15 protein-coding genes and 1 tRNA gene are annotated in these 20,203 nt (G+C 44.8%); 15 read left to right on the top strand and 1 reads right to left on the bottom strand.

Going from position 1 to position 20,203, the window contains the following annotated elements; translation table 11 throughout:
* The 15 genes from J3U68_RS10185 to rpsJ form a co-directional block, all read left to right on the top strand.
* Positions 1-698 (top strand): EF-Tu/IF-2/RF-3 family GTPase (locus J3U68_RS10185; protein WP_267376668.1); only part of this gene is annotated, 698 nt, incomplete at its 5' end.
* A gap of 11 nt (positions 699-709) precedes the next feature.
* Positions 710-785: transfer RNA gene (locus J3U68_RS10180), tRNA-Trp, on the top strand.
* 61 nt (positions 786-846) lie between these two features.
* On the top strand, positions 847-1,299 hold the full coding sequence (gene secE, locus J3U68_RS10175) for a preprotein translocase subunit SecE (RefSeq protein WP_267376666.1): 453 nt from the start codon (positions 847-849) through the stop codon (positions 1,297-1,299).
* Positions 1,300-1,301: 2 nt separating this feature from the next.
* Entirely contained in the window at positions 1,302-1,835 is a 534-nt protein-coding gene (nusG, locus tag J3U68_RS10170; protein WP_267376664.1) for a transcription termination/antitermination protein NusG, read from the top strand.
* A 126-nt stretch (positions 1,836-1,961) separates the two neighbouring features.
* On the top strand, positions 1,962-2,393 hold the full coding sequence (rplK, locus tag J3U68_RS10165) for a 50S ribosomal protein L11 (protein ID WP_267376662.1): 432 nt from the start codon (positions 1,962-1,964) through the stop codon (positions 2,391-2,393).
* On the top strand, positions 2,394-3,089 hold the full coding sequence (gene rplA / locus J3U68_RS10160; RefSeq protein WP_267376659.1) for a 50S ribosomal protein L1: 696 nt from the start codon (positions 2,394-2,396) through the stop codon (positions 3,087-3,089).
* 264 nt (positions 3,090-3,353) lie between these two features.
* Positions 3,354-3,854: a 50S ribosomal protein L10 gene (rplJ, locus tag J3U68_RS10155; protein ID WP_267376657.1), complete on the top strand. Its 501-nt coding sequence runs from the start codon at positions 3,354-3,356 to the stop codon at positions 3,852-3,854.
* Positions 3,855-3,908: 54 nt separating this feature from the next.
* Complete coding sequence (gene rplL, locus J3U68_RS10150; RefSeq protein WP_267376655.1) at positions 3,909-4,283, top strand: 50S ribosomal protein L7/L12; 375 nt, start codon at positions 3,909-3,911, stop codon at positions 4,281-4,283.
* Between the two features lie 197 nt (positions 4,284-4,480).
* Positions 4,481-8,662, top strand: coding sequence for a DNA-directed RNA polymerase subunit beta (gene rpoB / locus J3U68_RS10145; protein WP_267376653.1), 4,182 nt, complete (start codon positions 4,481-4,483; stop codon positions 8,660-8,662).
* A 56-nt stretch (positions 8,663-8,718) separates the two neighbouring features.
* The gene (rpoC, locus tag J3U68_RS10140) at positions 8,719-12,894 is read left to right on the top strand and encodes a DNA-directed RNA polymerase subunit beta' (RefSeq protein WP_267376651.1); all 4,176 of its coding nucleotides are present in this window, start codon (positions 8,719-8,721) and stop codon (positions 12,892-12,894) included.
* 196 nt (positions 12,895-13,090) lie between these two features.
* Positions 13,091-13,462, top strand: a complete 372-nt coding sequence (gene rpsL / locus J3U68_RS10135; protein WP_267376649.1) for a 30S ribosomal protein S12 — start codon at positions 13,091-13,093, stop codon at positions 13,460-13,462.
* Between the two features lie 92 nt (positions 13,463-13,554).
* A complete protein-coding gene (gene rpsG, locus J3U68_RS10130) occupies positions 13,555-14,025 on the top strand; it encodes a 30S ribosomal protein S7 (protein WP_037487646.1) in 471 nt (156 codons plus the stop codon).
* 18 nt (positions 14,026-14,043) lie between these two features.
* Positions 14,044-16,146: an elongation factor G gene (fusA, locus tag J3U68_RS10125; RefSeq protein ID WP_267376644.1), complete on the top strand. Its 2,103-nt coding sequence runs from the start codon at positions 14,044-14,046 to the stop codon at positions 16,144-16,146.
* 83 nt (positions 16,147-16,229) lie between these two features.
* Positions 16,230-17,420: an elongation factor Tu gene (gene tuf / locus J3U68_RS10120; protein ID WP_267376642.1), complete on the top strand. Its 1,191-nt coding sequence runs from the start codon at positions 16,230-16,232 to the stop codon at positions 17,418-17,420.
* A gap of 17 nt (positions 17,421-17,437) precedes the next feature.
* Complete coding sequence (gene rpsJ, locus J3U68_RS10115) at positions 17,438-17,749, top strand: 30S ribosomal protein S10 (RefSeq protein WP_267376641.1); 312 nt, start codon at positions 17,438-17,440, stop codon at positions 17,747-17,749.
* 654 nt (positions 17,750-18,403) lie between these two features.
* On the opposite strand, the gene J3U68_RS10110 is transcribed toward rpsJ, so the two are convergent.
* Entirely contained in the window at positions 18,404-19,591 is a 1,188-nt protein-coding gene (locus tag J3U68_RS10110) for a PLP-dependent aminotransferase family protein (RefSeq protein ID WP_267376639.1), read from the bottom strand.
* Positions 19,592-20,203: the final 612 nt, after the last annotated feature.

The raw sequence follows: 20,203 nt of genomic DNA, 5'->3' as shown, positions 1-20,203 counted from the left end.
GTGACGACGTTCCATTGATTAAAGGTTCAGCTCTGAAAGCCTTGGAAGGTGATCAATCAGATATCGGTGAAACCTCAATCATGGCATTGGCTGATGCTTTAGACAGCTACATTCCTACTCCAGAACGTGCCGTAGACAAACCATTCCTGTTGCCAATTGAAGACGTATTCTCAATTTCAGGTCGTGGTACCGTAGTGACTGGACGTGTAGAGCGTGGCGTAATCAACGTTGGCGACGAAATTGAAATCGTTGGTCTGAAAGAGACCCAAAAAACCACTTGTACCGGTGTAGAAATGTTCCGCAAATTGCTGGATCAGGGTCAAGCTGGCGATAACGTAGGTGTATTGTTGCGTGGTACCAAACGTGAAGAAGTAGAACGTGGTCAAGTATTGGCAAAACCAGGCAGCATCACTCCACACACCAAATTCAAAGCGGAAGTATACGTATTGAGCAAAGAAGAGGGTGGTCGTCATACTCCATTCTTCGCAAACTACCGTCCGCAATTCTATTTCCGTACCACAGACGTAACCGGCGCAGTAAGCTTGGCGTCAGGTGTGGAAATGGTAATGCCAGGTGAAAACGTAACCATCGATGTAGAGTTGATTCACCCAATCGCGATGGAAGAAGGTTTACGCTTTGCGATTCGTGAAGGTGGCCGTACAGTTGGTGCCGGTGTGGTTGCTAAAGTTGAAGCTTAATAAGTTTTTCTAGGCTAGTAGCTCAATTGGTAGAGTATCGGTCTCCAAAACCGAGGGTTGGGGGTTCGAGACCCTCCTGGCCTGCCAAGAAACAGACTAATCGGCCATAGGTCGGTTAGTCTTTTTGTATTAGTTAAAAGGTGGTTATATGGGCAACAAAACATCGAAAGATGTGGTAACCAAAACCAAAGCACAATTAAAAGCTGAGGCTAAGCAATTGCAACAGCAAGAGGTTAAGCGATCCAAACGCTTTGATTTGGTCAAATATATCTTGTCTGCTATCTTGGTTGCTGCTGGTGTTTGGGCATTTTATGCTTATGGAGCGCAATTGCCGATTTATGTGCGTTATCTGTTTCCGCTAATTGGTGTTGTAGCTGCGATTATTATTGTCTTTTTCTGGAGTACTGGTGGGCGTGAGCTGACCGCTTATGTGCGCGATAGTGTGTCTGAGGCAAGAAAAGTTGTATGGCCTGAGCGCAATGAAGCTTTACGCATGACCTTGTTTGTGCTTGTATTTGTCGGTATCCTGTCGCTATTTATCTGGGGTGTTGACAGCCTGATTTCGTGGCTGCTATTCGACATCTTTATGAAAAGGAGTTAGTCATGGCAAAACAGTGGTACGTAGTACATGCTTATTCCGGTTTTGAAAAGAACGTACAAAAAACCCTAAAAGAGCGTATTGAGCGGGAAAATATGTCCGATTATTTCGGTCAGATTTTGGTGCCAGTAGAAGAAGTGGTGGATATTAAAAATGGACGCCGCAGTATTACTGAGCGTAAATTTTTCCCAGGCTATGTGCTAGTAGAAATGGACATGACCGATGCTTCTTGGCATCTGGTTAAAAACACCCCACGTGTTACCGGATTTATTGGTGGTACAGCTAATAAGCCGTTGCCTATATCCAGCAAAGAAGTTGATGCAATATTGCATCAAGTACAAAGTGGCGTTGAAAAACCCAAACCTAAAGTTCTCTTTGATGTTGGTCAGCAAGTGCGTGTTAACGAAGGCCCATTCAAAGACTTCAATGGTATTGTTGAAGAAGTTAATTACGAGCGCAATAAATTGCGTGTTGCTGTTCAAATCTTTGGTCGTGAAACGCCAGTTGAGCTCGAATTTTCTCAAGTTGAAAAAATTTAAAATACATATTGGTATTAAAATCAGATCGACACTTGTAATGAAAAGAAATTTTCTTTATAATTGTCGGTCTTATTTTTGGGAAGCAGCAAATGCTGCGCCATCACCCGTTTAATTGGAGTTACGAAAGTGGCAAAAAAAATAGTCGGCTATATCAAACTGCAGATTCCTGCAGGTAAAGCCAATCCATCTCCTCCGGTAGGTCCAGCTTTGGGTCAACGCGGTTTGAATATTATGGAATTTTGTAAAGCATTCAATGCAGCTACACAAAATGTAGAGCCAGGATTGCCAATTCCAGTTGTCATTACTGCATTTGCAGATAAATCATTCACATTTGTGATGAAAACCCCACCTGCATCCATTCTGCTGAAAAAAGCAGCTGGTTTGCAAAAAGGCAGCTCAAACCCATTGACACAAAAAGTGGGTAAAGTGTCTCGTGCGCAGTTGGAAGAAATTGCCAAAGCCAAAGAGCCTGATTTGACTGCTGCTGATTTGGACGCAGCGGTACGCACCATCGCTGGTAGTGCCCGTTCAATGGGTTTAGATGTGGAGGGTGTGTAAATGGCAAAACTTTCTAAACGTATGCAGGCTATTCGTGCTGCTGTTGAAACCAACAAATTGTACGCTATTGATGAGGCATTGAATCTGGTTAAAGCCAATGCTACTGCCAAATTCGATGAATCAATTGATGTATCTTTTAATTTGGGTATTGACGCACGTAAATCTGATCAGGTTATTCGTGGTTCTGTTGTATTACCTAAAGGTACTGGTAAAACTGTGCGTGTCGCGGTGTTTACTCAAGGTGCTAATGCCGAAGCAGCTAAAGCTGCGGGTGCAGATGTAGTGGGCTTTGATGATCTGGCTGCCGAAGTTAAAGCGGGTAATCTGGATTTTGATGTGGTAATTGCTTCTCCAGATGCCATGCGTGTGGTTGGTCAGTTAGGTACCATTCTTGGTCCTCGTGGCTTAATGCCAAATCCAAAAGTGGGTACTGTTACGCCAAATGTCGCTGAAGCGGTGAAAAATGCTAAAGCAGGTCAGGTACAGTATCGTACGGATAAAGCGGGTATTGTTCACGCTACTATTGGTCGTGCTTCTTTCGAAGCTGCTGATCTGCGTGAAAACTTTAATGCTTTGCTGGATGCCATTATTAAAGCCAAACCAGCTGCAGCTAAAGGTCAATATCTACGTAGAATCGCTGTATCCAGTACTATGGGCGCAGGTTTGCGTGTAGATACTGCTTCAGTAAACAGCTAATTATATTTGGTAGTCGGATTCTTCAATCCGACTACCGCAAAAATTCATATAAATTTTATATTTATATGTAGGGCTACTTAGCGATAAGTAGATGTCCAAGACCGTAGGGAATTTACTGATGTAAATTTTAAAACCCAACCCTACGCAGACGGTAGTCCCAGATAATCTTATGTAGGTATCCTGCTTACAGATGTCTTTTTGGGTTGCCGCGCTGGGTGGAGTGATACGTGTATTACTCTGATTAAAAACAGTGGGAGGTAGACCTTGAGTCTCAATATTGAAACCAAGCAAGCAGCCGTTGCTGAGATCGCTAGCGCTATCGCTAACGCACAGACTATGGTGATTGCCGAGTATCGTGGTATCAGTGTTGCTAGCATGACCGAACTGCGTGCCAATGCCCGTAAAGCAGGTGTTTACCTGCATGTATTGAAAAATACTTTGGCTCGTCGCGCAGTAGATGGTACCTCATTTGCCGCCTTGGCTGACCAAATGGTTGGTCCGTTGGTTTATGCGGTATCTGAAGACCCGGTTGCTGCTGCAAAAGTACTGCACCAGTTCTCGAAAAAAGATGAAAAAATTGTGCTGAAAGCAGGCTCATACAATGGTGAGTTGCTGGATGTAGCTCAGGTAGCAGAACTTGCTTCTATTCCAAGTCGCGACGAATTGCTGGCCAAATTGTTGGGTATTATGCAAGCACCTGTTTCAGGTTTCGCTCGTGCATTGGCTGCATTGGCTGAGAAAAAAGCCGGTGAAGAAGCTGCATAATTTTTATTCTATTTAAATATAAATTTTCATTCTTAAATATTGGAGTTTAATAGCATGGCTATTACTAAAGAAGACATCTTAGAAGCAGTAGGTAACTTGACCGTTATGGAATTAAACGATCTGGTTAAAGCTTTTGAAGAAAAATTTGGCGTGTCTGCAGCTGCATTGGCTGTGGCTGGTGGTGCTGCTGCCGGCGGTGCATCTGCTGCTGCAGAAAAAACCGAATTTGACGTAGTATTGGCTTCTGCCGGTGCGCAAAAAGTTGGCGTGATCAAAGTGGTTCGTGCCATCACTGGCTTAGGTCTGAAAGAAGCTAAAGACTTGGTTGACGGCGCACCTAAAACCCTTAAAGAAGGTGTTTCACAGGCTGAAGCTGACGACATCAAGAAACAGCTGGAAGAAGCTGGCGCATCTGTAGAAATTAAGTAATCTCAGTTGCGTTTTACAGGCTGGTAGCTTAGGCTACCAGCCTGCTTTCGCTTGTCTATATAGAGTGAATTTTTATAAATATTTACATAAATGCCGATATTTTACCAAATTTTGCTTTCTTAATTTATAGCTGATTTGGTCGTCTTTTAAATACTTATAAAACCTTACTTGCCAAACCTCCCTTTTGGAGACTGTCCATGTCCTACTCTTTTACTGAAAAAAAACGCATCCGCAAAAGCTTTGCCAAGCGTGCCAATGTGTTGGAAGTACCGTTTCTGTTGGCTACCCAGTTGGATTCTTATTCGCAGTTTTTGCAAATGGAGACCCCTTTTGACCAACGTGCGGATATTGGTCTTCAGGCAGCTTTCCAATCTATTTTTCCAATTATTAGTCATAATGGTTACGCTCGTCTTGAATTTACTCACTATGTCTTAGGTGAGCCACTGTTTGATATTCCAGAATGTCAGTTACGTGGTATTACCTATGCCGCACCATTACGTGCGCGCATCCGGCTGGTTATTTTGGACAAAGAGTCATCCAAGCCTAATGTGGTTAAAGAAGTTCGAGAAAACGAAGTGTACATGGGTGAAATACCTTTGATGACACCGAGTGGCTCGTTCATCATCAATGGTACAGAACGCGTAATTGTGTCTCAGTTGCACCGGTCGCCCGGCGTATTCTTTGAGCATGACCGTGGTAAATCACACTCATCAGGCAAACTACTGTTCTCAGCTCGAATTATTCCTTACCGTGGTTCATGGTTAGATTTTGAATTTGATCCAAAAGACCTGCTGTATTTCCGTATTGACCGTCGTCGTAAGATGCCGGTAACGATTTTATTGAAAGCATTGGGTTTCACGCCTGAACAGATTTTGGATATGTTCTATGACCGTGAAAGTTACTATTTGTCTAAAGATGGCGTGCATACCAATCTGATTCCATCTCGTCTGAAAGGCGAAACGGCCAAATACGATTTGATGGATAAAGACGGCAAAGTATTGGTGCAAAAGGGTAAACGCATCAATGCTAAAAACATACGTGATATCGTTGCTGCCGATATTAAATGGTTGGAAGTTGAACCTGAAAGTTTGATTGGTAAAGTACTGGCCACTGATGTTGTCGTGCCTGATACAGGTGAGATTCTGGCAAAAACCAATGATGAAATCACCGAAGAATTACTGGCTCAGTTTGATATTCAGGGAATTAAAGAAATTTCTACCCTCTATATCAACGATCTGGATCAGGGTGGCTATGTTTCCAATACACTGCGCACCGATGAAACCGATGGGCAGCAGGCTGCACGCATTGCCATTTATCGCATGATGCGTCCGGGTGAACCACCAACTGAAGATGCTGTTGAAGCGTTATTTAACCGCTTATTCTTCAATGAAGACAGTTATGATCTGTCTCGTGTTGGTCGGATGAAATTCAATACTCGCACTTATCAGCAGAAACTATTGGAAGCACAGTTGGAATCTTGGTATGGTCGTCTGATGACGCAAACCTTTGCCGATGCTGATAAAGAAGGCAACAATGTTCTGACTATTCCAGATATCGTGTCTGTTATTGCCACGTTGGTTGAACTGCGAAATGGTCATGGTGAAGTCGATGATATCGATCATCTGGGCAATCGTCGTGTGCGCTCCGTAGGCGAGCTGGCTGAAAATCAGTTCCGCAGTGGTCTGTCACGTGTAGAACGAGCTGTAAAAGAGCGTTTGAATCAGGCTGAATCCGAAAATCTAATGCCACATGATTTGATCAACGCTAAGCCTGTATCTGCTGCGATTAAAGAATTTTTTGGATCCAGTCAGTTATCTCAGTTTATGGATCAGACCAATCCATTGTCTGAAATTACGCATAAGCGTCGTGTTTCTGCGCTGGGTCCGGGTGGTCTGACGCGTGAACGTGCCGGCTTTGAAGTACGTGACGTACATCCAACCCATTATGGCCGCGTGTGTCCGATTGAAACACCGGAAGGTCCGAACATTGGTTTGATTAACTCTCTGGCTGTTTATGCGCGTACCAATAAATACGGTTTCTTGGAAACCCCTTACCGCCGTGTTGTGGATGGTAAAGTAACTAATGATATTGACTACCTATCTGCTATCGAAGAAGGTCGTTTTGTTATTGCTCAGGCCAATGCTGATTTAGATAATGAAGGTCGCATTATTGGTGATCTGGTTACCTGTCGTGAAAAAGGTGAAACCATTATGGCCACCCCTGACCGCGTGCAATATATGGACGTGGCAACAGGGCAGGTGGTTTCTGTGGCAGCTTCATTGATTCCATTCCTGGAGCACGATGATGCGAACCGTGCCTTGATGGGTGCCAACATGCAACGTCAGGCAGTTCCTTGTCTGCGGGCAGAAAAACCTCTGGTGGGTACCGGTATTGAGCGCTCTGTTGCGATCGACAGTGCAACTGCCATTGCTGCTAGTCGTGGCGGTATCGTTGAATACGTTGATGCCAACCGTGTGGTGGTACGCGTTAACGACGATGAAGCGACCGCTGGTGAAGTGGGTGTGGATATTTACAATTTAGTGAAATTCACCCGTTCGAACCAGTCAACCAACATCAATCAGCGTCCAGCCGTGCAAAAAGGTGACGTGATCGCCCGTGGTGACGTGATTGCTGATGGTGCGTCAACCGATTTGGGTGAATTGGCACTGGGTCAGAACATGACCATCGCGTTTATGCCATGGAATGGTTACAACTATGAAGACTCGATTCTAATCTCAGAACGGGTGGTTGCCGGTGATCGTTATACCTCTATTCACATTGAAGAATTGAATGTGGTATCACGTGACACCAAACTGGGGGCGGAAGAAATTACCCGCGATATTCCGAATCTGTCTGAGCGCATGCAAAATCGTTTGGATGAATCCGGTATTGTGTACATCGGTGCTGAAGTTGAAGCTGGTGACGTGTTGGTGGGCAAAGTGACACCTAAAGGTGAAACTCAGCTAACGCCAGAAGAAAAACTGTTACGCGCTATTTTTGGTGAAAAAGCCAGCGATGTAAAAGATACTTCTTTACGTATGCCTACCGGCATGAGCGGTACCGTGATTGACGTACAGGTATTTACCCGTGAAGGTATTGAACGCGATAAACGCGCCAAAGCCATTATTGAAGCTGAGCTCAAACGCTATCGTCAAAACCTGACTGACCAGTTGCGTATTTTCAATGACGATGCCTTTGATCGTATTGAACGCTTGATTTTGGGTCAGAAAGTAAACGGTGGTCCATTAAAACTGGCAAAAGGTGCCGAAGTCACTAAAGAGTATCTTGCTTCGTTGCCAAGTCGCCATGAATGGTTTGATATTCGCCTGAGTGATGAAAGTATTGCTAAACAGGTTGAACTGATTAAAGAAAGTTTACAAGCTAAACATGAAGAATCAGACGCTCAGTACGAAATCAAGAAGAAAAAACTGACTCAGGGCGATGAACTGCAGCCGGGCGTACAGAAGATGGTTAAAGTCTTTATCGCCATCAAACGCCGCCTAAAAGCCGGTGACAAAATGGCTGGTCGTCACGGTAATAAAGGTGTGGTATCTCGCATTCTGCCAGTTGAAGACATGCCGTATATGGCTGACGGCCGTTCCGTGGATATTGTACTGAATCCGCTGGGTGTACCAAGCCGTATGAATATTGGTCAGATTCTGGAAGTGCATTTAGGTTGGGCTGCCAAAGGTATTGGTGAACGCATCGACCGCATGCTGACCGAAAAACGTGCTGCTGATGAAGTTCGTGCTTTCCTTGAGAAGGTATACAACAGCAGTGGTAAGAAAGAAGATTTGTCTCAGTTTAATGATGAAGAAATCATCAATCTGGCTCAACATCTGCGTAAAGGGATGACTGTTGCCACCCCTGTATTTGATGGTGCGGAAGAATCCGAAATCAAAAACATGTTGGCACTGGCCTACCCTGAAGACGATCCGGAAATCCAGAAACTGGGCTTTAACGATACCCGTACGCAGATGACCCTGTATGATGGTCGTACTGGTGAAGCTTTTGACCGTAAGGTCACCGTGGGTGTGATGCATTACCTCAAACTGCACCATTTGGTGGATGAAAAAATGCATGCCCGTTCAACTGGTCCGTACAGTCTGGTGACACAACAGCCGCTGGGTGGTAAAGCTCAGTTTGGTGGTCAGCGTTTTGGTGAGATGGAGGTGTGGGCACTGGAAGCTTATGGTGCTGCTTATACCTTGCAGGAAATGTTGACTGTGAAATCAGATGACGTGAACGGTCGCACCAAAATGTACGAAAACATTGTTAAAGGCGAATACAAAATCGATGCCGGTATGCCGGAATCTTTCAATGTATTGTTGAAAGAAATTCGCTCTTTGGGCTTGGATATGGATTTGGAACGTTATTAACCGACACCGGTCGCATGCAGTAGCTGCTACTGCATGCGGCATCGTCAGGAGCAAATATGAAAGCTTTATCAGACTTATTTAATCCGCTGCAAAATGCCAGTGCCGAAGAAGAATTTGACGCGATCAAAATCGGCATTGCATCGCCGGATACCATTCGTTCTTGGTCGTACGGTGAAGTGAAAAAGCCGGAAACGATTAACTACCGTACGTTCAAGCCAGAACGTGATGGTCTCTTCTGTGCCAAAATTTTCGGCCCGATCAAAGATTATGAATGTTTGTGTGGTAAATACAAACGCCTGAAGTTTCGTGGGGTAACCTGTGAAAAATGTGGTGTGGAAGTAACCTTGTCCAAAGTGCGTCGCGAACGCATGGGGCATATTGAATTGGCCGCACCCGTAGCGCATATCTGGTTTCTGAAATCGTTGCCATCCCGCTTGGGTATGGTGCTGGATATGACATTGCGCGATATTGAACGCATTCTGTATTTTGAAGCTTATGTGGTTACAGACCCAGGCTTGACTTCATTGCAGCCGCGTCAACTGCTCAGTGAAGAAGAGTACATCAGCAAATATGAAGAATATGGCGGTGATTTCGAAGCCAAAATGGGTGCTGAGGGTATTCGCGACTTATTGCGCGCTATGGATATTGCGCATGAAGTGATGGTATTGCGGCAGGAATTGGATTCCACCAGCTCCGATACCAAAATCAAGAAAATTGCGAAACGTCTAAAAGTACTGGAAGCCTTCCAACGTTCCGGCATGAAGCTGGAATGGATGATTATGGACGTGTTGCCAGTATTGCCACCGGATCTGCGTCCGCTGGTACCGCTGGATGGTGGTCGTTTTGCTACTTCTGACTTGAATGATCTGTATCGCCGTGTCATCAACCGTAATAACCGTTTGAAACGCTTGCTTGAATTGCGTGCACCAGACATCATCGTACGCAATGAAAAACGTATGCTGCAAGAAGCGGTTGATTCACTATTGGATAATGGTCGTCGTGGTAAAGCCATGACCGGGGCCAATAAGCGTCCGTTGAAATCACTGGCCGACATGATTAAAGGTAAGGGCGGTCGTTTCCGTCAAAACTTGCTGGGTAAGCGTGTGGATTATTCCGGCCGTTCGGTGATTACCGTGGGACCCTACCTGCGTCTACACCAGTGTGGTCTGCCGAAAAAAATGGCTTTGGAACTGTTCAAACCATTTATTTTCCACAAACTGGAACAACTTGATCCAACTGTCACCACCATCAAAAAAGCCAAAAAGATGGTGGAGCAGGAAGAACCGATTGTATGGGATATTCTCGAAGATGTGATTCGTGAACATCCAATATTGCTTAACCGTGCACCAACCTTGCACCGTCTGGGTATTCAGGCGTTTGAACCGATTCTGATTGAAGGTAAAGCGATTCAGCTGCACCCATTGGTTTGTACTGCGTTCAACGCAGACTTTGACGGTGACCAGATGGCGGTACACGTACCATTGAGTCTGGAAGCGCAAATGGAAGCACGCACTCTGATGCTGGCTTCTAATAACGTGTTGTCACCAGCCAATGGTGATCCGATTATTGTACCGTCACAGGATATTGTCTTGGGTCTGTATTACATGACCCGCGACAAAATTAACGGCAAAGGTGAAGGTAGCCTGTTTGCCGATGTGAAAGAAGTTCATCGTGCTTATCAGACCCGTCAGGTTGAGCTCGGTACCAAAATTACCGTGCGTCTGCGCGAATGGGTGAAAAACGGTCAGGATGAGTTTGTGCCCGTGGTAAATCGCTACGAAACCACCGTTGGTCGTGCGTTGCTGTCAGAAATTTTGCCTAAAGGCCTGTCGTTCGAACACATTAACAAAACGCTGAAGAAAAAAGAAATTTCTAAGCTGATTAATGCTTCGTTCCGTCGCTGTGGCTTGCGCGATACCGTCATCTTTGCTGACCATCTGATGTATACCGGTTATGCGTTCTCTACTCGTGCTGGTATCTCCATCTGTGTAGATGACATGCTGGTGCCAGAAAGCAAACCACAGTTGCTGGCTGAAGCCAATGCCGAAGTGAAAGAGATTGAAGACCAATACCGTCAGGGTTTGGTTACCAACGGCGAACGCTACAACAAAGTTGTCGATATCTGGGGTCGTACCGGTGATAAGATCGCCAAAGCGATGATGGATAATCTGTCTACCCAGAAAGTGGTTGACCGTGATGGCAATTTGGTTGATCAGGAATCCTTCAACTCCATCTACATGATGGCTGACTCTGGTGCCCGTGGTTCTGCGGCGCAGATTAAACAGCTATCTGGTATGCGTGGTTTGATGGCGAAACCAGATGGTTCCATTATTGAAACGCCGATCACTTCCAACTTCCGCGAAGGCTTGACCGTATTACAGTACTTTATTTCTACCCACGGTGCGCGTAAGGGTCTGGCCGATACGGCGCTGAAAACCGCGAACTCTGGTTATCTGACTCGCCGTCTGGTCGACGTGACTCAAGACTTGGTGGTGGTTGAAGATGATTGCGGTACCAATGATGGTTTCGTGATGAAAGCTGTGGTACAGGGTGGTGATATTATCGAATCCCTGCGTGACCGCGTTCTGGGTCGCGTCACTGCCGAAGATGTGGTGGATCCAACCAGCGGCGAAACATTGGTTGATGCTGGAACCTTGTTAAACGAAAGTCTGGTTGATTTAATCGATAATTCCGGTGTCGATGAAGTTAAAGTACGCACACCGATTACCTGTAAAACTCGCCATGGCTTGTGTGCCAAGTGTTATGGTCGAGATCTGGCGCGCGGTAAACTCGTGAATGCTGGTGAATCTGTCGGTGTGATTGCGGCGCAATCCATTGGTGAACCGGGTACCCAGCTGACCATGCGTACCTTCCACATTGGTGGTGCGGCGTCTCGAGCTGCTGCAGCCAGTCAGGTTGAAGCCAAATCCGGCGGTACCGTACGCTTCTCCAGCCAGATGCGCTACGTAGCCAACAATAAAGGTGAATTGGTTGTTATTGGTCGCTCATCTGAAATCGTGATTCATGACGATATCGGTCGTGAGCGTGAACGCCATAAAGTGCCTTACGGTGCACTGTTGCAGGTCAAAGATGGTGGCATAGTTAAAGCTGGTCAGACCCTGGCTACATGGGATCCGCATACCCGTCCGATGATCACCGAATTTGCCGGTCGTGTACGCTTCGAAAACATCGAAGAAGGCGTGACTGTAGCAAAACAGACCGATGATGTGACTGGTTTGTCTACGCTGGTGGTGATCGATGGTAAACGTCGCTCCTCTACCCAGTCTAAGCTTCTGCGTCCAACCGTTAAGCTATTGGATGACAAAGGCGAAGAAATTCGCATGGCCGGTAGCGAAACCGCCGTTTCCATGGCCTTCCCAGTGGGTGCGGTGATTACCGTGCGCGAAGGGCAGGAAGTGGGTAAAGGTGATGTGCTGGCACGTATTCCGCAGGCTTCATCTAAAACCCGTGATATTACCGGTGGTTTGCCACGTGTAGCTGAGTTGTTTGAAGCACGCACCCCGAAAGATGTGGGTATGCTGGCTGAGGTAACTGGTACCGTATCCTTTGGTAAAGAAACCAAAGGTAAACAGCGTCTGATCATCACCGATGCAGATGGTGTGGCGTACGAAACCCTGATTTCCAAAGAAAAACAGGTGTTGGTACATGATGGTCAAGTGGTGAATCGTGGTGAAGTCATTGTTGATGGTGCGGTAGATCCACACGATATTCTGCGCTTGCAGGGTATTGAAGCGCTGGCGCGCTACATCGTGCAGGAAGTACAGGAAGTGTATCGACTGCAGGGTGTGAAGATTTCCGACAAACACATCGAAGTGATTATTCGCCAGATGCTGCGTCGAGTGAACATCGCTGATGCCGGTGACAGCCACTTCATTACCGGTGAGCAGGTTGAACGTGGTGACGTGATGATCGCCAATGAAAAATTGTTGGCAGAAGGTAAAGAACCGGTGCGTTTTGATAACGTATTGTTGGGTATTACCAAAGCATCATTGTCTACCGACTCCTTTATCTCTGCGGCTTCCTTCCAGGAAACCACGCGCGTGTTAACCGAAGCAGCCATCATGGGTAAACGTGATGACTTGCGTGGTCTGAAAGAAAACGTGATTGTAGGTCGTCTGATTCCGGCAGGTACCGGTCTGACTTACCACCGCAGCCGTCGCCAGAAATGGCAGGAGCAAGTTGCTGCTGAAACAGTTGATCAGAGTGAATAAAATTCAAATCTGATTAAATAGACTGAACAAACCGCTGAATCCATTTCAGCGGTTTTTAATTTTGTGTATCGAAACATATATATTATAGACACTTAAAAGATTAATCATCTTGACTGAATATATCTCAAGGTGCTAGAATTGAACACTTTGCCGGCATGGTGTCGGCATGTATTGACTCAACAGGAAAAGAGAAAATATGCCTACTATCAACCAATTGGTACGCAAAGGACGTAAGGCTCCAGTTTACGTCAACAAAGTACCTGCTCTGGAGGCTTGTCCTCAAAAACGTGGTGTGTGCACTCGTGTATACACAACCACTCCTAAAAAACCTAACTCAGCTTTGCGTAAAGTGTGCAAAGTGCGCCTGACTAATGGTTATGAAGTGATTTCATACATCGGCGGTGAAGGCCACAACTTGCAGGAACACAGCGTAGTGCTGATCCGTGGCGGTCGTGTAAAAGACTTGCCAGGTGTGCGTTATCACACTGTACGTGGTTCTTTGGACACCGCTGGTGTTAAAGACCGCAAACAGTCCCGTTCTAAATACGGTGCAAAACGTCCTAAATAATTGGACGCATCGGCAGATTAACTGTCGAGTAAGTGAATATTTACATAAATATTCGTGGGTAAATCCCAGCTGAATAGTTTAAGGAAATTGAAATGCCAAGACGTAGAGAAGTCCCAAAACGTGACATATTGCCAGATCCGAAATTCGGCAGTATCGAATTATCTAAATTCATGAATGTGCTGATGATTGACGGTAAAAAATCTGTAGCAGAACGCATCGTATACGGCGCGTTGGAACAGATTGAAAAGAAAACCGGCAAAGAAGCCATCGAAGTGTTTAACGAAGCTATTGCCAACGCCAAACCGATCGTTGAAGTAAAAAGCCGTCGTGTTGGTGGTGCAAACTATCAAGTTCCTGTTGAGGTTCGTCCTGCTCGCCGTTTGGCTTTGGCCATGCGCTGGGTTCGTGACGCGGCTCGTAAACGCGGCGAAAAATCCATGGATTTGCGTCTGGCTGGTGAATTGATTGATGCGGCTGAAGGCCGCGGCGGCGCATTGAAAAAACGTGAGGAAGTACATCGTATGGCTGAAGCCAATAAAGCCTTCTCTCACTTCCGTTTCTAATGCAGAAAGGCAATTATCGTGGCTCGTAAAACCCCTATTGAGCAATACCGTAATATCGGTATTTCTGCACACATTGATGCTGGTAAAACCACCACTTCAGAACGTATTCTGTTCTACACCGGCATGACCCATAAACTGGGTGAAGTACATGACGGTGCGGCCACTACTGACTGGATGGAACAAGAACAGGAACGTGGTATTACCATTACTTCTGCTGCTGTGACCACCTTCTGGAAAGGTATGGCAGGTCAGTTTAAAGAACATCGTTTAAATATTATTGATACCCCGGGACACGTAGACTTTACCGTTGAGGTAGAACGTTCTATGCGTGTACTGGATGGCGCAGTGATGGTTTACTGTGCTGTGGGCGGTGTACAGCCTCAGTCTGAGACTGTATGGCGTCAGGCCAACAAATACAAAGTGCCTCGTCTGGCTTTTGTCAACAAAATGGACCGTCAGGGCGCTAACTTCTTCCGCGTGGTAGAGCAGATGCAAACTCGTCTGCGTGCCAATCCAGTACCGGTTGTGATTCCGGTGGGTGCGGAAGATGGTTTCGAAGGCGTAGTCGACCTGCTGAAAATGCAGGCTATCGTATGGGACGATGCAACTCAAGGTCTGAAATTTGAGTATGCAGATATTCCTGCCGATCTAAAAGACGTCGCTGAAGAATGGCGCGAAAAAATGGTGGAAGCTGCGGCTGAAGCCAATGAAGAGCTGATGGAAAAATACCTTGGCGGCGAAGAGCTAAGCGAGGAAGAAATCGTTGCTGCGTTGCGTACCCGCACCTTGGCTGGTGAAATTCAGCCGGTTCTGTGTGGTTCAGCCTTTAAAAACAAAGGTGTACAACGCTTATTGGATGCCGTGGTTGAGTATCTGCCTAGTCCGACTGACATTCCACCAGTTGCCGGTGAAAAACCTGATGGTGAAAAAGACAGCCGTAAAGCCAGTGACGACGAAAAATTCTCAGCTTTAGCGTTCAAACTGATGAACGACAAATACGTTGGTCAGCTGACATTCATCCGTGTGTATTCCGGCGTAGTAAAATCCGGTGATACCGTAGTGAACTCTGTGAAAGGCACCAAAGAACGTATTGGTCGTCTGGTACAGATGAAAGCGAACGATCGCGATGAAATCGAAGAAGTTCGTGCTGGTGACATCGCAGCCGTAATTGGTTTGAAAGACGTGACTACTGGTGAAACCTTGTGTGATTCTGATGCACCAATTATTTTGGAACGCATGGAATTCCCAGAACCAGTAATTCACGTAGCAGTTGAACCGAAAACCAAAGCTGACCAGGAAAAAATGGGTCTGGCTTTGAATCGTTTGGCTAAAGAAGACCCTTCTTTCCGCGTGAAAACCGACGAAGAATCTGGTCAGACCATTATTTCCGGTATGGGTGAATTGCATCTGGAAATTATTGTTGACCGTATGAAACGTGAATTTGGCGTAGAAGCTAATGTTGGTGCTCCACAAGTGGCTTATCGTGAAACCATTCGTAAATCAGTGGAATCCGAAGCTAAATACGTGAAACAGTCTGGCGGTAAAGGTCAGTATGGTCACGTAGTGATCACCATGGAACCTCTGGAACCAGGTGGTGTGAACTACGAATTCATCGACGAGATTAAAGGTGGTGTGATTCCACGCGAATTCATCCCGTCAGTGGATAAAGGTATCCGTGATACCATGACCAACGGTATTTTGGCTGGCTATCCAGTAGTGGATATTCGTGTACGTCTAACATTCGGTTCTTACCATGATGTAGACTCTTCACAAATCGCATTTGAATTAGCCGGTTCTATGGCATTCAAAGACGGTATGCGTAAGGCTTCTCCAGTATTACTGGAGCCAATTATGGCGGTTGAAGTAGAAACACCGGAAGACTACATGGGTGATGTGATGGGTGACCTGAATCGTCGCCGTGGTATCGTACTGGGTATGGATGATGATGGTATTGGTGGCAAGAAAGTTCGTGCCGAAGTACCATTGGCAGAAATGTTTGGTTACTCAACCGATCTGCGTTCCGCTACCCAAGGTCGCGCTACCTACTCCATGGAATTCAAAAAATACGCTGAAGCGCCTAATAACGTAGCTGAGCAAGTCATCGCTGCTCGTAAAGGCTAAAGTGTTTATAGATAACCTAAAAGCATGACGCTTTTAGGTTATCATCGTTCTTTAATTGATCTTTATTCAAGGAAACTTAGCTCATGGCTAAAGAAAAATTCGAGCGGAGCAAACCGCACGTAAACGTTGGCACCATCGGTCACGTTGACCATGGTAAAACCACATTGACCGCTGCAATCTGTACCATTTTGTCTAAAAAATTCGGTGGTGCAGCTAAAGCTTACGACCAGATTGACAATGCACCGGAAGAAAAAGCCCGTGGCATTACTATTAACACCTCTCACGTAGAATACGAAACAGCAGAACGTCACTATGCGCACGTAGACTGCCCAGGACACGCTGACTATGTGAAAAACATGATTACTGGTGCAGCGCAGATGGACGGAGCGATTCTGGTGGTGTCTGCCGCTGACGGTCCTATGCCACAAACCCGTGAGCACATCCTGTTGGCACGTCAGGTAGGCGTACCATACATCATCGTGTACATGAACAAATGTGACATGGTAGACGACGAAGAGTTGTTGGAACTGGTAGAAATGGAAATCCGTGATTTGCTGTCAAGCTACGAATTCCCAGGTGACGACGTTCCATTGATTAAAGGTTCAGCTCTGAAAGCCTTGGAAGGTGATCAATCAGATATCGGTGAAACCTCAATCATGGCGTTGGCTGATGCTTTAGACAGCTACATTCCTACTCCAGAACGTGCTGTAGACAAACCATTCCTGTTGCCAATTGAAGACGTATTCTCAATTTCAGGTCGTGGTACCGTAGTGACTGGACGTGTAGAGCGTGGCGTAATCAACGTTGGTGACGAAATTGAAATCGTTGGTCTGAAAGAGACCCAAAAAACCACTTGTACCGGTGTAGAAATGTTCCGCAAATTGCTGGATCAGGGTCAAGCTGGTGATAACGTAGGTGTATTGTTGCGTGGTACCAAACGTGAAGAAGTAGAACGTGGTCAAGTATTGGCAAAACCAGGCAGCATCACTCCACACACCAAATTCAAAGCGGAAGTATACGTATTGAGCAAAGAAGAGGGTGGTCGTCATACTCCATTCTTCGCAAACTACCGTCCGCAATTCTATTTCCGTACCACAGACGTAACCGGCGCAGTAAGCTTGGCGTCAGGCGTGGAAATGGTAATGCCAGGTGAAAACGTAACCATCGATGTAGAGTTGATTCACCCAATCGCGATGGAAGAAGGTTTACGCTTTGCGATTCGTGAAGGTGGCCGTACAGTTGGTGCCGGCGTGGTTGCTAAAGTTGAAGCTTAATCAGGAAGAATATAGATATGAAAAACCAGAAAATCCGTATTCGTCTAAAAGCTTATGACTACTCCCTGATTGACCGTTCAGCTCAGGAAATCGTGGACACAGCCAAACGTACTGGCGCTGTGGTAAAAGGTCCAATTCCTCTGCCAACCAAAATTGAACGTTTCAATCTACTGCGTTCTCCACACGTGAACAAAACCTCACGTGAACAGCTGGAAATCCGCACTCACTTGCGTTTGATGGACATTATCGACTGGACTGATAAAACCACCGATGCATTGATGAAACTGGACTTGCCAGCAGGCGTAGATGTTGAAATTAAAGTTCAATAATCTTATGTAGCAAGACCAAAAAGGACTGGATAATATCCAGTCCTTTTTACATAAGTTTTTTACCTACCATCAATAGCATCTTATAACGTCAGACATTCATTTTTGCTAACTCATTGTCCTATGGGATACCTTAAAAGCAACGTTTAGGGGATCGAGTATCTATATATCAACAATGTGCTTAAGTTGAAAACATCTTAAAAATGTCATCGTCAAGGAAGCAATTAAGCTGAATTTAGGATAAGGATAAGTGGAACCATCACTGGCCATCATTCCTAAATTTAATTGCAGTCAAGATATCAATCGTTTGCAAATAAAAATACCTATTAATGACTGCTACTTTGACCAAATAGTTGGCGTAACACATCAGCAATAATTTCCTATCCTTAAAATTATAAGTCATCTAAATTACTTAACTGCTTAAATCTATTAAACAGCTTAACCTATAGCATATCGCTCAAGATAAAATTTGAGTTATTCTTAATTGCTGCTGTATAGATAATTAATCAACAGTCCAAATCTAGATCAAAAGCATCATCCTACAATTAAGCAAAGATGATGCTCAACGACGCATTATTTTGTGAAGCTAACTGAAGTTACCTTGTCGGCCAAACCGTATAGGCACATCATAACCAGCATAATCAACCAACATAGTGCTTATTTTTTAATATGCTGATTAATGATCTCAGCCAAAATCTTGATGCCACGATCAATCTTTTCTTCCGGCACAGTCACAAAAGCCAGCCGTAAACAATTGGTTTTATCTCGCTGGGCAAACATAGTTTCACCAGGAACAAAAACGATTTTTCTACTGATTGCCTCACGCAATAATTCCGTCGCATTCATGTTTTGTGGTAGTTCAACCCAAATAAACATGCCGCCTTCAGGTTCGTTCCAATGAACCTCTTTGGGCATATATTGAGCTAAAGAATGCAACATATACTGACAGCGAGTACTATATAGCTGGCGGATTTTTGGAATATGCTGACTGAGAAAATTATTTTTACTCACAATCTGATAGGCAATGTATTGAGTCAGACTAGGCGTATGTAAATCGGAAGCCTGCTTTAACTGCACCAATTTACTGATAAACAGCTTATTAGCTACCACATAGCCTAAGCGCAACCCAGGAGCTAGAATTTTGGAGAAGGACCCTAAATACACAGTATTTTCACGTGCCAGAGTATACAAAGCGGGCAAACGTTGACCCCGATAGTCTAATTCGCCATATGGATCATCTTCAACCAGTACCAAATCGTTTAGTTTTGTTTTTACCGCCAATGCTTGTCGACGAGATACCGACAACCGACGGCCGGTTGGATTCTGAAAATTTGGAATGGTGTAAAAAAATTTTGCTGATTTAGCAAGTTCATCATCGATAGATTCAGGGATTAATCCTTCCTGATCACTCTCAACGGCAATATATTCAGGATTATACTGATTGAAGGATTGTAACGCTCCCAGAAAAGTTGGCGATTCGACCAATACCTTGTCGTGTTCATCAATTAAGGCTTTGCCGATTAAATCAAGTGCTTGCTGTGAGCCGGTCACAATCAAAATTTCATCAGCACTAACAGCAACCTGATCGCGATGTGATAAATAATCGGCTATCCATTGGCGCAATGGGGCATAACCCTCAGTTGGACCATATTGCAATGCACCGTAGACATCATTACTGGCGAATACCGTATTCACAGCTGATTGGATTTCGGCTATTGGAAAGGTATCAGGAGAGGGCAGACCACCGGCAAAGGAAATAACATCGTCTTGTTCAGTAACTTTTAAAATTTCACGAATAACAGAGCTTTTTTGAGCCTGTGCTCGTTGAGAAAATTTCCACAGCATAAATCAACTTTCTTAATGGGTCATTGTTTATATAACAATCATATTGTATTTTAAACTGCCTAAATCTAATGGTAAAAAAGAAGCTGGTTTTAATACAATACACAGATAACAATTGCTTAAAATATAAATTATAGTCCGCATATTCAATAAAAAATACTATTTTAATATCCAGAAAAAAGGAATAACGAAGCCATTTGATTGATTATAGTTGCCAAGTCATATCCGGTATAAATATTCCCAATCCATAAACTTTTATCAATTCATTCTAGTTTAATTAAACTCTCTGGTGGTTGAGAAAACTGTTTTCTGATTTAGATATATATGTGCATTATTTAAGTTACTTGTCGGTTGATTCTACGGATAGATTTGATCAGCAGGAGCTATAGCTCCTCCTTCTGGGATAGGTATTGTTCCATTTATTATATTTTCATGCTTGATAGGCAAACTAGCATCAGTAGATTTAGCTCCGAATATTGTTGCTCCACTTTATCCTCTAGGTCCGCTTTGCCCATAGCTAGTAATCATTTTGCCTTGCTCACTTCCACTTTTAGTAATAACGGTATTTTATTTTTTTCTGAAAATCATATTTTTCTCTTTTCCTTAAGATCATTA

This window comes from Snodgrassella sp. B3882 (assembly GCF_026535915.1).
Lineage (GTDB): Bacteria > Pseudomonadota > Gammaproteobacteria > Burkholderiales > Neisseriaceae > Snodgrassella.
The sequence above is the reverse complement of the archived record's forward strand: the minus strand, read 5'-3'. Positions and strand labels throughout refer to the sequence as shown.